This window comes from Mesorhizobium amorphae CCNWGS0123 (assembly GCF_001686985.1).
GTDB classification, from domain to species: domain Bacteria; phylum Pseudomonadota; class Alphaproteobacteria; order Rhizobiales; family Rhizobiaceae; genus Mesorhizobium; species Mesorhizobium amorphae.
In genome coordinates this window covers 294,395-308,138 of record NZ_CP015318.1, presented here as the reverse complement: position 1 = coordinate 308,138, position 13,744 = coordinate 294,395, and the positions used below count along the sequence as shown (strand labels likewise).

General features: G+C 64.4%; 9 protein-coding genes. 8 read left to right on the top strand and 1 reads right to left on the bottom strand.

Annotation, left to right across the window (positions count from 1 at the left end):
* Positions 1 to 130: 130 nt before the first annotated feature.
* From A6B35_RS01355 to phoB, 7 genes are all read left to right on the top strand, one after another.
* On the top strand, positions 131 to 4,369 hold the full coding sequence (locus A6B35_RS01355) for a response regulator (protein WP_006200788.1): 4,239 nt from the start codon (positions 131 to 133) through the stop codon (positions 4,367 to 4,369).
* Between the two features lie 547 nt (positions 4,370 to 4,916).
* Positions 4,917 to 5,945 (top strand): PstS family phosphate ABC transporter substrate-binding protein, encoded by a 1,029-nt coding sequence (locus A6B35_RS01350; RefSeq protein WP_006200789.1) that lies wholly within the window; start codon positions 4,917 to 4,919, stop codon positions 5,943 to 5,945.
* 98 nt (positions 5,946 to 6,043) lie between these two features.
* The gene (gene pstC, locus A6B35_RS01345) at positions 6,044 to 7,504 is read left to right on the top strand and encodes a phosphate ABC transporter permease subunit PstC (RefSeq protein WP_065518136.1); all 1,461 of its coding nucleotides are present in this window, start codon (positions 6,044 to 6,046) and stop codon (positions 7,502 to 7,504) included.
* Positions 7,501 to 8,817 (top strand): phosphate ABC transporter permease PstA, encoded by a 1,317-nt coding sequence (gene pstA / locus A6B35_RS01340; RefSeq protein ID WP_006203875.1) that lies wholly within the window; start codon positions 7,501 to 7,503, stop codon positions 8,815 to 8,817. Before pstC ends, pstA begins: the two co-directional genes overlap by 4 nt.
* 15 nt (positions 8,818 to 8,832) lie before the next feature.
* Positions 8,833 to 9,657, top strand: coding sequence for a phosphate ABC transporter ATP-binding protein PstB (pstB, locus tag A6B35_RS01335; protein WP_006203874.1), 825 nt, complete (start codon positions 8,833 to 8,835; stop codon positions 9,655 to 9,657).
* Positions 9,658 to 9,695: 38 nt separating this feature from the next.
* Positions 9,696 to 10,406 carry a phosphate signaling complex protein PhoU gene (gene phoU, locus A6B35_RS01330; RefSeq protein ID WP_006203873.1) on the top strand — a complete coding sequence of 237 codons (711 nt, stop codon included), beginning with the start codon at positions 9,696 to 9,698 and terminating at the stop codon, positions 10,404 to 10,406.
* Between the two features lie 16 nt (positions 10,407 to 10,422).
* Positions 10,423 to 11,112 (top strand): phosphate regulon transcriptional regulator PhoB, encoded by a 690-nt coding sequence (phoB, locus tag A6B35_RS01325; protein ID WP_006203872.1) that lies wholly within the window; start codon positions 10,423 to 10,425, stop codon positions 11,110 to 11,112.
* A gap of 65 nt (positions 11,113 to 11,177) precedes the next feature.
* Here the strand turns inward: phoB and A6B35_RS01320 are convergent, their stop codons facing one another.
* Entirely contained in the window at positions 11,178 to 12,422 is a 1,245-nt protein-coding gene (locus A6B35_RS01320; RefSeq protein WP_065518135.1) for an ROK family protein, read from the bottom strand.
* A gap of 270 nt (positions 12,423 to 12,692) precedes the next feature.
* On the opposite strand from A6B35_RS01320, the gene xylF reads away from it, so the two are divergent.
* The gene (xylF, locus tag A6B35_RS01315; RefSeq protein ID WP_006203869.1) at positions 12,693 to 13,733 is read left to right on the top strand and encodes a D-xylose ABC transporter substrate-binding protein; all 1,041 of its coding nucleotides are present in this window, start codon (positions 12,693 to 12,695) and stop codon (positions 13,731 to 13,733) included.
* Positions 13,734 to 13,744 lie beyond the last annotated feature (11 nt).

Below are 13,744 nucleotides of genomic sequence, written 5' to 3'. Positions count from 1 at the left end.
GTCGGGGCCGGTCCGGAATGCGAGCCGGAGGCCGGCTGCGATTTGTTATGGTTAGCGGTCCGTTAATGCTTCTCGGGCACATTCCGCCGACGGGCCGCGAAGGGGGTTCGGTCCTGGGGGTGGGAGCGGCATGGCGGAAGTGGACGAGACGGTCGGGACGGCTGGCAAGCACGCTCCCCGCAAGGCGGTTGCGCGTGGCGACGACGCGGCAGCGCCCGAAGGGCAGGCGGCTTCGCCCGAGGCGCTGCTCGACGCGGCCGCCGACTGGACCTGGGAAACAGATGCCGAGCTGCGGTTTTCCCGGCTTTCGGACAATTATCAGGCGGCCACCGGCATTGAACCCGCCAGCGTTCTCGGCCGCTTCCGCTTCGATTTCCTCAAGCAGGTGCTGAAGGGCAGCCGAAGTGCAGCTGCGCATCTGGAGGATCTGCAGGCGCAGCGGCCGTTTCGCGATTTTGTCTATGAGCTGAAGGGCGGCCGTAGCGATTGCCGTTGGGTTTCGATCACCGGCCTGCCACGCTTCGACGGCGAGGGCAACTTTGCCGGCTATCGTGGCGTGGGCCGCAATGTGACGGCGCTCGCCAGCGCCTTCGAGGAACTCGGGCAGAACGGCGTGCAACGCGGCGAGGACAGCAAACAGCATCTCGCCGATCTCGAGCGGACGATGGATGCCATGCACATGGGCGTCGTGCTTCTCGACGCCCGGCTCGACACGCTGATCGTCAACAAGGCCTATCGCGAACTCTCCAGGATTCCGGACGGCGCCGTGACCGTCGGTGCTCCGTTCAGCCTGCTGATGGAGCTCAACCGCCGCAACGGCATCTATGGCGACCTCGACGAGCAGCAATGGCAGCGCTACCTCGCCACCCGTATCGAGGAGATTCGCGCCGGTTCCGTCGCGCCACGCGAGTTTCTTCACGCCAACGGCAGGACGATGATGTTCTCGGTCACCACCCTGTCAGGCGGCAGGCGGCTGTTGACCTACTACGACGTCACCGAGGTCAAGCGTCGCGACGCCGAGATCGAAAGCGCCAACGCCAAGATCACCGAGACCTTCGCCAATCTCCGCACGATGGTCGATCAGATGCCGATCGGCGTCCTTGTCCTCGATGCGGACATGCGCGCCGAGGTGATCAACCGCGCCTTCTATGACTTCTGGGAAATCGATCCCAAGCGCGCCGGGATGGGCTGCGGTTTCCGCGAGCTGATGCAGGCCAGCCGCGACACGGACCCCTACGGCACCGACGACGCGGTATGGCAGAGCCACATCGTGGAGCGCGAGGCCGAAATCATGGCCGGTGTGGCAGGCTCCAGGCAATTGCCGCGCAATGACGGCCGTACGCTGATTGCATCGCTGGCGCCGCTGGCCGGGGGCAAGCGGCTGATCTCCTATGTCGATGTCACCGAGATGAAGGATCGCGAGGCCGAGCTCGCCGAGGCGCTGGAGAAATCGCGGCTGGCCGAGGCGGTGATCAAGCGGCGCGAGACGGAAGCAGAGGAGGCCCGCAAGAACCTTGCCACCGTGCTGGAATCGCTGCCGGCCGCCGTCATCATCTACGACCGCGACGACAAGTTCGTTTTCGCCAACCGCAAGCTGCAGGACACGCTGCCGGCGCTGAAGCCGGCATGGCAGCCCGGTCGCAGCTTCCGCGAGGCGCTGGAACTGGGACATTCGGCCGGCTATTTCCGGCTGAGCGGCGATGCCGAGATCGACAGGCTCTACGATGGCGAAATCGACGTCTGGCTGGACGCCATCCTCGCCCGCTACCGACTGCCCAACTCGTCCTACGAGCGCCTCAATCCCGACGGCCGCTGGTACCAGGTCTACGACATGCGGACCGACGACGGCACCTTCATCGGGGTGCGCGTCGACATTTCCGATATCAAGAGCCGCGAGAAGGCGCTGCATGACTCGATGCGCCAGCTCGACCTGTTCCGGCATGTCATGGACGAATTGCCGGTGGCGGCCTTCATCAAGGCCCAGGATCTCGGCATCGAATTCGTCAACAAGGCCTGGTGCGCGTTGACCGGCCTTGCCAAGGAGGAAGTCATCGGGCGAACCGACCGCCAGCTGTTCGGCAGCAAGGATGCCGAAAGCTACAGCCATGACGACACAGAGGTGGTGGTCACCGGCAAGGTCTTGGAGGTCGAGGAGCCCGTTACCCATCGCGACGGCACGCTGCGGCAATTGATGACGCGCAAGAGCCGGCTGGTGGCGCTCGACGGGTCGGTGCATCTGGTTGGTTCCAGCACCGACATCACCGACGTCAAGGCGCGCGAGCGGGCGCTGGAAGAGAGCATGCGCGAGAACGAGGTGTTCCGCAGCCTCATCGACAACGTGCCGGTGTCGATCTACGCCAAGCGCTCCGACCTCAGGCAGTTCTACGTCAACAAGGGCTGGTGCGATCTCACCGGCTTTACCAAGGACGAGGCGACCGGCAAGACCGACGTCGAGATATTCGGACCGGACGGCGAAGCCTTCGTCGCCAGCGATCTCGCGGTGCTGCGCACGGGCGAGACGCAGGAGATCGAGGAGACAGTGACGCTGGCCGACGGCAGCGTGCGGCACCAGTTCGCCCGCAAGGGAGCGATGATCGCATCCGACGGCTCGCTCTACCTGATCGGCTCGACCACCGACATCACCGAGCTGAAGCAGCGCGAGGCAGAGCTCAGCGAGGCGCGCCAGCGCGCCGTGCTTGCCGACCGCGCCAAGTCGGAATTCCTGGCCAATATGAGCCACGAGATCCGCACGCCGATGAATGGTGTGCTCGGCATGGCCGAGCTGCTCGCCAAGTCCGACCTCGACCCGAAGCAGAAGACGTTCACCGACATCATCGTCAAGTCGGGCAACGCGCTTTTGACCATCATCAACGATATCCTGGATTTCTCCAAGATCGATGCCGGCCAGCTCGTGCTAGACCCGGCGCCCTTCAACCTTGCCGAGGCCATCGAGGACGTGGCGACGCTGGTGTCGACACGCGCCAAGGAGAAGGACCTCGAGCTCATCGTGCGTGTCCAGCCCGGCCTCGAAAGCCAGTTCATCGGCGATGTCGGGCGCGTAAGGCAGATCGTTACCAACCTGCTTGGCAATGCGGTGAAGTTCACCGATGAAGGCCATGTGCTGGTCGATGTCACCGGCGTCCGGGTTCCCGCGGGAACGAAGCTCACCATCTCGGTCACCGACACCGGCATCGGCATTCCCGAGGAGAAGCTGAAAGCCGTCTTCGAGAAATTCAACCAGGTCGACACCTCGTCGACCAGGCGGCATGAAGGCACCGGGCTAGGCCTCGCCATCACCTCGCGGCTGGTCGAGCTGATGGAAGGCGAGATCGGCGTGGAGAGCGCCGAAGGCAAGGGCTCGACCTTCTGGTTCACGGTGACGCTGCCCAGGGCAGAGCAGCAAGGCGGGCAACGGATCATGCCGGTGGACGTGACCGGCGCACGCGTGCTGATCGTCGACGACAATGCCGTCAACCGGTCGATCCTGAGCGAGCAGATGGCGTCGTGGACCTTCGATTCCTGCGCGGCCGAAAGCGGTGCCGAAGGGCTGAAGGTGCTGATCGCAGCCGCCGCCTATGGCGTTCCGGTCGACTGCGTCGTGCTCGACTACCAGATGCCCAACATGAGCGGCGCCGAGATGGCGCGGATCGTGCGCAACACCGCCGGTCTCGCCCATACGCCGATCATCATGCTGACCTCCGTCGACCAGTCTCTCGCCAACACCAGCTACCGCGACCTCGGCATCGATGCCCAGCTGATCAAGCCGGCGCGCTCATCGGTGTTGCTGGAGACGCTGGTGGCCACCATCCAGCGCCACCACCACAGTGAGGAGGCGAACCGCGTACTGCCCCTGGCGAGCGGCGGGGGCGCTCAGGCGCTGTCGACGGCACAGCCGTCCTCGACCGCCTCGGTGCGGGCCCAACTGCAACCGCCGCCGGTTCGGGCGCGCGTCCGGGCCACGGGCGAGCGCGGGCTCGACATTCTGGTCGCGGAGGACAATGAGGTGAACCAGATGGTGTTCACCCAGATTCTCGGCGAGACCGGCTACGGCTTCGAAATCGTCGGCAATGGCCGCAAGGCGCTCGACGCCTTCGGCAGGCTCAATCCGCGCATGATCCTGATGGACGTGTCGATGCCGGAGATGAACGGGCTGGAGGCGACAGCCGCCATTCGCCGGCTCGAGGAAGAGACGGGCACGCATGTGCCGATCGTCGGCGTCACCGCGCATGCGCTCAAGGGCGACCGCGAGCGCTGCCTGGAGGCCGGCATGGACGACTATCTGCCCAAGCCGATCAGCCCAAGGGCGCTGCTCGAAAAGCTTGAGCGCTGGATCGGCGCAGACAGTCAGGTCCAGCGCAGCGCCGGCTAACATCTTATCTCCGCGCGCGGCCGTGCACCGTCCCTGGATGGGCGGTCGCCGCCGCACGCGATTTGCTCGCGGCGCCCCGGAAACGCCGGGTTACCCAAAGGTATGGTGCGATCGCACCATACCAAAACCGGCCACCAGCCGTGAAAATGGGTGCATCGAATTTGGCTCCCTCGGTTACGGGCGGGAGCAGCGACCGCCGACTAGAACAGCGTCAATCTACCCCAACGGACCTGTTTTCGGCGATGGCTCGGCCATGACACGCTCTGGCCACGGGCAACGCGTTTCCGTCCGGCTTTTCTTTTCTCGGCGGCGCGGCTCGTGCCGCCGAGGGCAGATGAGGCTGGAAAATCCCGCAAGTCCCTGATTCCCGCGACAAACCTGCGATACGCCGCCAAGGCTGGAAGCCGGCGGTTTCCGACATGGCCGTCCGACGTTACCGGGCTGACATGAAACTGTCATGCGACTGTAATAATCGAGAGCTATTGGCCTCACCGGGCGCCTAGGACAAGGGTGCCGAGAGACCATCTTCCGAACAGGAGCAGGCCACATGAACAAATTTCTCCTCACGGCGTCGGCCGCAGCGCTTGCGCTCGCCGCGTCGTCCGGCTTCGCCGCCGCGCGCGACCAGATCCAGGTCGCCGGGTCGTCGACCGTGCTACCCTATGCCAAGATCGTCGCCGAGCAGTTCGGCGAAACCTTCACCAACTTCAAGACCCCGGTGGTCGAGTCCGGCGGCAGCGGCGCCGGCATCAAGGAATTCTGCAAGGGCGTCGGCGAAGACACCATCGACATCGCCAACTCCTCGCGTCCGATCAAGAAGGACGAACTGAAGTCCTGCGCCGACGCCGGCGTCAAGGAAGTCCAGGAAGTCCGTATCGGCTATGACGGCATCGTCTTCGCCACCGACATCAAGGGTCCGGACTGGGCGCTGGTTCCCTCCGACATCTACAAGGCGCTCGCCGCCAAGCTGGTTGTCGACGGTAAGCTGGTCGACAATCCGAACACCAAGTGGAACCAGGTCAATCCGAAGCTGCCCGACTGGGACATCGCCGCCTACATTCCCGGTGAAAAGCACGGCACCCGCGAAGTGTTCGAGACCAAGCTTCTCGACGCCGGCTGCGACAAGGACGCCATCAAGGCCGCCGGCGTTGCCGACGAAAAGGAAATCGGCAAGACCTGCATCGCGGTCCGCAAGGACGGCAAGGCTGTCGACATCGACGGCGACTACACCGAGACGCTCGCTCGCATCGACTCCAACAAGACCGGCGTCGGCGTGTTCGGCCTCTCCTTCTACGAGAACAATGCCGACAAGCTGAAGGTCGCCACCGTTGACGACATCGTGCCTTCGACCGAGACGATCGCCAGCGGCAAGTACCCGGTTTCGCGCCCGCTGTTCTTCTACGTCAAGAAGGCGCATCTCGGCGTCGTTCCCGGCCTGAAGGAGTATGTAGAATTCTTCCTCGACGACCAGATGGTCGGCCCGGAAAGCCCGCTCGCCGAATACGGCCTCGTGGCTGCTCCGGAAGCCGAGCGTCAGGCCCAGCGCGACGCGTTCGCCGCCGGAAAGTCGATGTAGTCAAACTTCCAGGCCAGGGCGCGGACCAAGTCCGCGCCCTGGTTTTATCGCCTGCCGCATTGGCGCTGGCGACTAAAAGCTTCCCCGGGGGTGGGTCCATGTCGTCCTTGCTCGTACTCGCCATCGTCGTCGCCATCGGCGTGGTTGCGTTCCTGATCGGCCGGCAGCGTGCCGCGGCGCACGAAAACGGCACGGTGAAGCCGCACTCGCGTGCCCATTACCACGGCTGGTGGGCCTTCCTGCTTGCCGTCCTGCCTGCCCTTCTGCTGCTTGCCGTCTGGAACATCGGTTCCTCTTTCTATCTCGACCGCCACATTCACGCCGTCCTGCCGGAGCGCACCGCCGACAGCAAGGTTGCCAGCGAGGCACTTGATGTCAGCCTGGTGAAGAGCCTGGCCAGGGGCCTGCGCCAGCTCGACGGCAACACCGCGCTGCCCGCCACCTTTGCCGAGCTGCAGCCGCTGCTTGCCGCCAAGGGCGTGGCGCTGGCATCGGATACACAGGACTACATGATCCCGATCGCCGTCGAGACGAACAAGGTCCAGGGCATGCTCGGATGGTTCGGCGCAGTCGTCACGCTTGCGTTGTCGATTGCCGGCGCCCTTTATGCGCTGAGGCAGATCGCACCGCGGGCGCGCGCCAGGAACAGTGTCGAGACGCTGATGCTGTGGGGGCTGCTCGCCGCCTCGACCATCGCCATCCTGACCACCATCGGCATCGTGCTGTCGATGCTGTTCCAGACGATCACCTTCTTTGAAAGCGTATCGCCGATAAGTTTCTTCTTCGGCACGGTGTGGGATCCGCGTTTCGCCGATGCCGGTTCGGGCGGCAGCCGGGGTCAGTTCGGCCTTATCCCGCTGCTCGCCGGCACGCTCTACATCGCCGCCGTTGCGCTTCTAGTGGCGGTGCCCATCGGGTTGATGTCGGCGGTCTACATGGCCGAATACGCATCGGCGAAGGTGCGCGGGGTGGTCAAGCCGGCACTTGAGTTGCTCGCCGGCATCCCCACCATCGTCTACGGCATCTTCGCCGTGGTCACGCTCGGGCCGTTCCTGCGCGATCTCTCGGCGGCGCTGACCGGCGGCTCGCCCTTCATCCAGGGCCAGAGCATCTTCACCGCCGGCCTGGTCATGGGCGTCATGCTGATCCCGGTCGTGTCCTCACTGTCCGACGACATCATCACCGCGGTGCCGCGCGCCATGCGCGACGGCTCGCTCGGCCTCGGCGCGACGCGCTCCGAGACGATCAAGCGGGTGATCCTGCCGGCGGCACTCCCCGGCATCGTCGGCGCCATCCTGCTGACCGCTTCGCGCGCCATCGGTGAGACGATGATCGTCGTGCTGGCTGCCGGCGTCGCCGCCAACCTCACCGTCAACCCGTTCGAAGCGATGACCACCATCACCGTCAAGATCGTCAACCAGCTCACCGGCGACCTTGAGTTCAATTCGCCACAGACGCTGGTCGCCTTCGCGCTCGGCCTGACGCTGTTCGCGCTGACGCTGGTGATGAACATCGTCGCGCTGTACATCGTGCGCAAATACCGGGAGCAGTACGAATGACCGACATCCCCATGGATACGATGGTCCGGGCGGCGGCCCATCCGCGCCGCGACATCGGCCTGAAAGCCCGCTACGCCGCCGAACGCCGCTTCCGCATCTATGGCGGGCTGGCGATCTCCGTCGGCCTGGCGTTCCTCGCCATCATGCTCATCACCATCGTCTCGAAGGGCTACACCGCCTTCTGGCAGACGACGGTGACGCTGCCGATCAATTTCGACGCGAAGATGATCGATCCGTCCAACAAGCGCGCCACCGATCCGAGCGTGCTGATCAAGGCAAACTATCCCAAGCTCGCCGAAAGCGCGCTGATCGCCAAGCTCGGCATCGATCCCAGCAACAAGCCGATGGTCATGAAGCTCAAGGGCTTCCTGTCGGAAGGCGCCCGCGTCCAGCTGCGCGACATCGTCGCCGCCGACCCGTCGGTCATCGGCACGACGCGCGACGTCAACATCCTCGCCGCCGCCAATCTCGACTCCGCCTTCAAGGGCCAGATCGATCTCAGTGTCGAGGAGGCGCGCCGCAAGGTCTCGGACCAGCAGATCGCCTGGATGAACAAGCTCAAGGCCGACGGCGTGATGGCCGAGCATTTCAACACCGGCTTGTTCTCCTATGGCGCCTCCAGCCGTCCGGAAACGTCGGGCATGGGCGTGGCCATCATCGGCTCGTTCTACATGATGGTGATCGTGCTACTTTTGGCGCTGCCGATCGGCGTCGCCGCCTCGATCTATCTTGAGGAATTCGCCAAGAAGAACCGCCTCACCGACCTGATCGAAGTCAACATCAACAATCTGGCGGCGGTGCCGTCGATCGTCTTCGGCCTGCTCGGGCTTGCCGTGTTCATCAATTTTCTCGGCATGCCACGCTCGGCCGCTTTTGTCGGCGGACTGGTGCTGACGCTGATGACTCTGCCGACGATCATCATCGCGACGCGCGCCGCGCTTGCCGCCGTGCCGCCGTCGATCCGCTCGGCAGCGCTCGGCCTTGGCGCGTCCAAGATGCAGATGGTGTTCCACCACATCCTGCCGCTTGCCGCCCCCGGCATCCTCACCGGCACCATCATCGGTCTGGCGCGTGCGCTCGGTGAAACCGCGCCGCTGCTGCTGATCGGCATGGTGGCCTTCGTCGCCGATTATCCGACGACGCCTTTCGATCCGGCCACCGCGCTGCCGGTGCAGATCTACATGTGGGCCAACGAGGCCGAGCGTGCCTTCGTCGAGCGCATGTCGGGCGCCATCATCATCCTGCTCGTCTTCCTCATGGCCATGAACATCACAGCGATCGTGCTGCGGCGCCGCTTCGAACGGCGCTGGTAAAAGAAGGCATCTGGTATGAACATCATGACCGAACAGTCCCTCGAAAATGCAGTGGGCGACAAGATGAACGCCAAGTCGAACGAAGTGATCAAGATGCGCGGCGACAAGGTCGGCGTGTTCTATGGCGACAAGCAGGCGCTGTTCGACGTCAATCTCGACGTCCGCCTCAATCAGGTGACGGCGCTGATCGGCCCTTCGGGCTGCGGCAAGTCGACCTTCCTGCGCTGCCTCAACCGCATGAACGACACCATCGACTCGGCGCGGGTGACCGGCAAGATCACCCTGGACGAAGAGGACATCTACGACAAGAACATCGACGTCGTCGAACTGAGAGCCCGCGTCGGCATGGTGTTCCAGAAGCCCAATCCGTTTCCGAAGTCGATCTATGAGAACGTCGCCTACGGCCCCCGCATCCACGGGCTGGCCAAGCGCAAGGCCGACATGGACCAGATCGTCGAATCGAGCCTGAAGAAGGCGGCGATCTGGAACGAGGTGAAGGACCGCCTGCAAGAGCCCGGCACCGGCCTTTCCGGCGGCCAGCAGCAGCGCCTGTGCATCGCCCGCGCCATCGCCGTGTCGCCGGAAGTGATCCTGATGGACGAGCCCTGCTCGGCGCTCGACCCGATCGCCACAGCCCGCGTCGAGGAACTGATCGACGAGCTGCGCCAGAATTACACGATCGTCATCGTCACGCACTCGATGCAGCAGGCGGCGCGTGTGTCGCAGCGCACGGCCATGTTCCACCTCGGCTATCTGGTCGAGGAGGGCGCCACCGACAAGATGTTCACCAACCCCGACGACAAGCGCACGCAGGACTACATCACCGGCCGGTTCGGCTGAGCGGTCCGGCGGCAACTTTCAGGCACGAGGACAGGATCATGGGTGAACATCATACCGTCGCCTCTTTCGATGAGGATCTCGGGGCGATCAGCAAGCTGATCTCCGACATGGGCGAACTGGCCGGCTCGATGGTCGGCGGGGCAACCCGTGCACTGCTGACTTCGGACAATGCGCTGGCGCAGCGCGTGGTTTCCGACGACGCCATCATGGATGCGCGCCAGCGCGAGCTGGACGACCGCGCCATAACGCTGATCGCCAAGCGCCAGCCGATGGCCAACGATTTGCGCGCCGTGGTCGGCTCGATCCGTATGGCCGGCGATCTCGAGCGCATCGGCGACCTTGCCAAGAACATCGCCAAGCGCGTCGGCACCGTCGGCCTCAGCGTCACGCCGCGCGACCTGTCGCACTCCATCGATGTGATGGCGCAGCTGGTGCTGGTCCAGGTACAAGGGGTGATCGAGGAATACGCCGCCGCCGATGCTGCGGCACTTGCCAAGCTCCGGAACGACGACGAGCGCATCGACGTCAAATACACGTCGGTGTTCCGTGAGCTGCTGACCTACATGATGGAAGACCCGCGCAACATCACGGCCTGCACGCATCTCCTGTTCTGCGCCAAGAACCTCGAGCGCATCGGCGATCACGTCACCAACATTGCCGAGAACGCCTACTATGTGCTGACAGGCACGCAATTGCCCGCCAATCGTCCCAAGCAGGACGAGACGGCGATGTCCGCGCCGGCTGCATGACAGGGGTAACCGACTGATGATAGCGCCACGCATCATGGTGGTGGAGGACGAGGAGCCGCTGGGGGTGCTGCTCCGCTACAATCTGGAATCCGAAGGCTACCAGGTCGAGGTGGTGACGCGCGGCGACGAGGCCGAGATCCGCCTGCAGGAGAACGTGCCCGATCTTCTGGTGCTCGACTGGATGGTGCCGGCGGTTTCCGGCATCGAGCTTTGCCGGCGCCTGAGGATGCGGCCCGAGACCGAGCGGCTGCCGATCATCATGCTGACGGCGCGCGGCGAGGAGAGCGACCGCGTGCGCGGCCTCTCCACCGGCGCCGACGACTATCTGGTCAAGCCGTTTTCGACGCCGGAGTTCATGGCGCGCGTGAAGGCGCTGCTGCGCCGCGCCAAGCCGGAAGTGCTGTCCAGCATGCTCAAGGTCGGCGACATCGTGCTCGACCGCGAGTCGCACCGGGTCTACCGCAAGAAGAGCGAGATCAGGCTCGGGCCGACCGAGTTCCGGCTGCTCGAATTCATGATGCGGCATCCGGGCCGGGTGTTCTCGCGCAGCCAGCTGCTCGACAATGTCTGGGGCGAGACGATCTATATCGACGAGCGCACGGTCGACGTGCATGTCGGCCGGCTGCGCAAGGCGGTCAACAATGGTCGCATGCCTGACGTCATCCGCACCATCCGCGGAGCAGGCTACGCGATCCGGGAAGATTAGGTATGTGCTGATATTCAGGCCTACGAACGGCGCGGCCTGGCCTCTCAACACATCTCAAGTCGCGATCAAGCCACGTTCTTTCCTGCCGAGCCCGTTCGCTGCTGGACGCCCGGCGCGAAAATCTCCTGGTCGACGAAGCCAAGCGCGCGCATGGCGCAGCCCTCGCGGATCAGCGGCAACTCATTCGGCTCGGTGTCGAAGGAGATCGATTTCGAGTGCTGGCCGCCGGCGGTCTGGGCAATCGCCTCGCGCAGCGCCGGTTCGATCAGATCGAAAGCGGCGGCGCTGACGCCGACCATGGCGACGGGTGCGGGATCGATCAGCGCGAATAGGCTGCCAAGGCCGAAGCCGAGCGCCTCGCCCGCCTTGCGATAGGCTTCGCGCTCCGGCCCGTCGCTTTCGCGCGCCCGGGCGGCGAGCGCGCGCATGTCGGCGTCGCCGACATCGGTCGGTTCGGCATCCTCACTCATCATCCTGGCGTTGCGCCAGATGGCATAGTTGCCGGCATAGGCTTCGACGCAGCCGCGCCGTCCGCAGCGGCAGAGCGCGCCGCCCGGCCGGTGGATCATGTGGCCGAACTCGCCGCCGGACGAATGCGTGCCGGTGAACAGTTCGCCCTTCAGCACCAGCCCCATGCCAATGCCGTGCGAGAGCAGGATGGCGATGAAATCGTCGCGGTAGCGTTCGGGATCGCGCCATTGCAGCGCCACCGCCATCATGTTGCAGTCGTTTTCCATGGTGGCGGGAATGCCGAACTCGGCTTCCAGAATGTCGGCAAAGGGGATGTCGGTCAGCGGCGTGATCGGCGACCACAGCATGGCGCGGGCATGGGTGTCGGTGATGCCCTGGATGCCCATCGCGATGCGGGCGACGCTGCGGACATCGAGATCGGGATCCTCGAACCGGCGCCGGACTATCGCCGTGCATTCGCCGATCAGCTCGTCGCGCGGCATTGTCAGCGTGTCGAGGCGGCGCTGCTCTTCGGCAATGACCTGTCCGGCATAATCGATGACGGCGACGGAGAGGAAGTTGAGCGACAGCACCACGGTCATCACCGCGGTGGCTTCCGGATTGAGGCCGAGGCCGACCTGTGGCCGGCCGCGCTTCAGTGAAGCCGCTTCGCTCGGCTTGCTCTCGGTCAGGATGCCTTCCTGGATCAGGTCGGAGGAGATCGCCGAAATGGTCGAATGGCTGAGGCCGGTGGTCGCGGCGATCTCGGTGCGTGACGGCTGGCCTGCCCTGCGCACGGCCGAAATCACCATCGCCCGGTTGCGCCGGCGTAGATCGTCGTGGCGGATTCCAACCGACATGGCCAGCGTCTCCTCCCTGCCGCCGCCGCAGCCTTTCGTGAACGTCGAAGGCCGTCGACGCGCTCACTGAATATTGGCAGAATCGGGAAGTCCTGTCATTTATTTATTCCGAGACTCGAAAAAAATTCGAACGCCCATCAAAAACCGTCAGAATCGATGTTGACAGGGCTTCGGCGTTGGATCAGTATTTTTTCGAGGCTCGAAAAAATAGAGCCTTGTGCCGGCCTTCGGGTCAGTTTGTCGCGCCGTGCGCGGCGCAGGGAGGATATCATGAAGAAATTTGCAGTCGCCATGCTGGCGGGTGTCGCCATGTCGCTGACGCTGGCGTCCGTCGCGCAGGCGAAGGACAAGGTCATCGGCGTGTCGTGGTCGAACTTCCAGGAAGAGCGCTGGAAGACCGATGAGGCGGCGATGAAGGCAGCGATCGAAGCCGCCGGCGACAAGTACATTTCCGCCGACGCGCAGTCCAATCCCGGCAAGCAGCTGACCGACGTCGAAAGCCTGATCTCGCAAGGTGCGAATGCGCTGATCGTGCTGGCGCAGGACGCCTCGGCCATCGGGCCGGCGGTGCAGAAGGCGCTTGACGAGGGCATTCCGGTCGTCGGCTATGACCGCCTGATCGAGAACAAGGACGTGTTCTATCTAACCTTCGACAACAAGGAAGTCGGCCGCATGCAGGCCCGCGAAGTGTTCAAGGCGAAGCCCGAAGGCAACTACGTCTTCATCAAGGGTTCGGGTGCCGATCCGAACGCCGATTTCCTGTTCGCCGGCTCCATGGAAGTGCTGAAGGAAGCCATCGACGGCGGCAAGATCAAGAATGTCGGCGAGGCCTATACCGACGGTTGGCTGCCGGCCAATGCGCAGAAGAACATGGAACAGTTCCTGACCGCCAACGACAACAAGGTCGATGCGGTGGTGGCGGCCAATGACGGCACCGCCGGCGGCGTCGTTGCCGCGCTGACGGCGCAGGGACTGGCCGGAACCGTTCCGGTCTCGGGCCAGGACGGCGACCACGCCGCGCTGAACCGCATCGCGCTCGGCACGCAGACCGTGTCGGTGTGGAAGGACGCGCGCGAACTCGGCAAGAACGCCGCCGAGATCGCCTCGCAACTGGCCGACGGCAAGAAGACCGGCGACATTGCCGGCGCCACGGACTTCACGACGCCGGGCGGCAACACCGTCAAGTCGCTGTTCCTGACCCCGGTGGCGATCACCAAGGACAACCTCAACGTCGTCATCGATGCCGGCTGGATCAAGAAGGACGAGGTTTGCGCCGGCGTTGCCGCAGGCAGCGTCGCGGCCTGCAACTAAGCCGGGCCGAT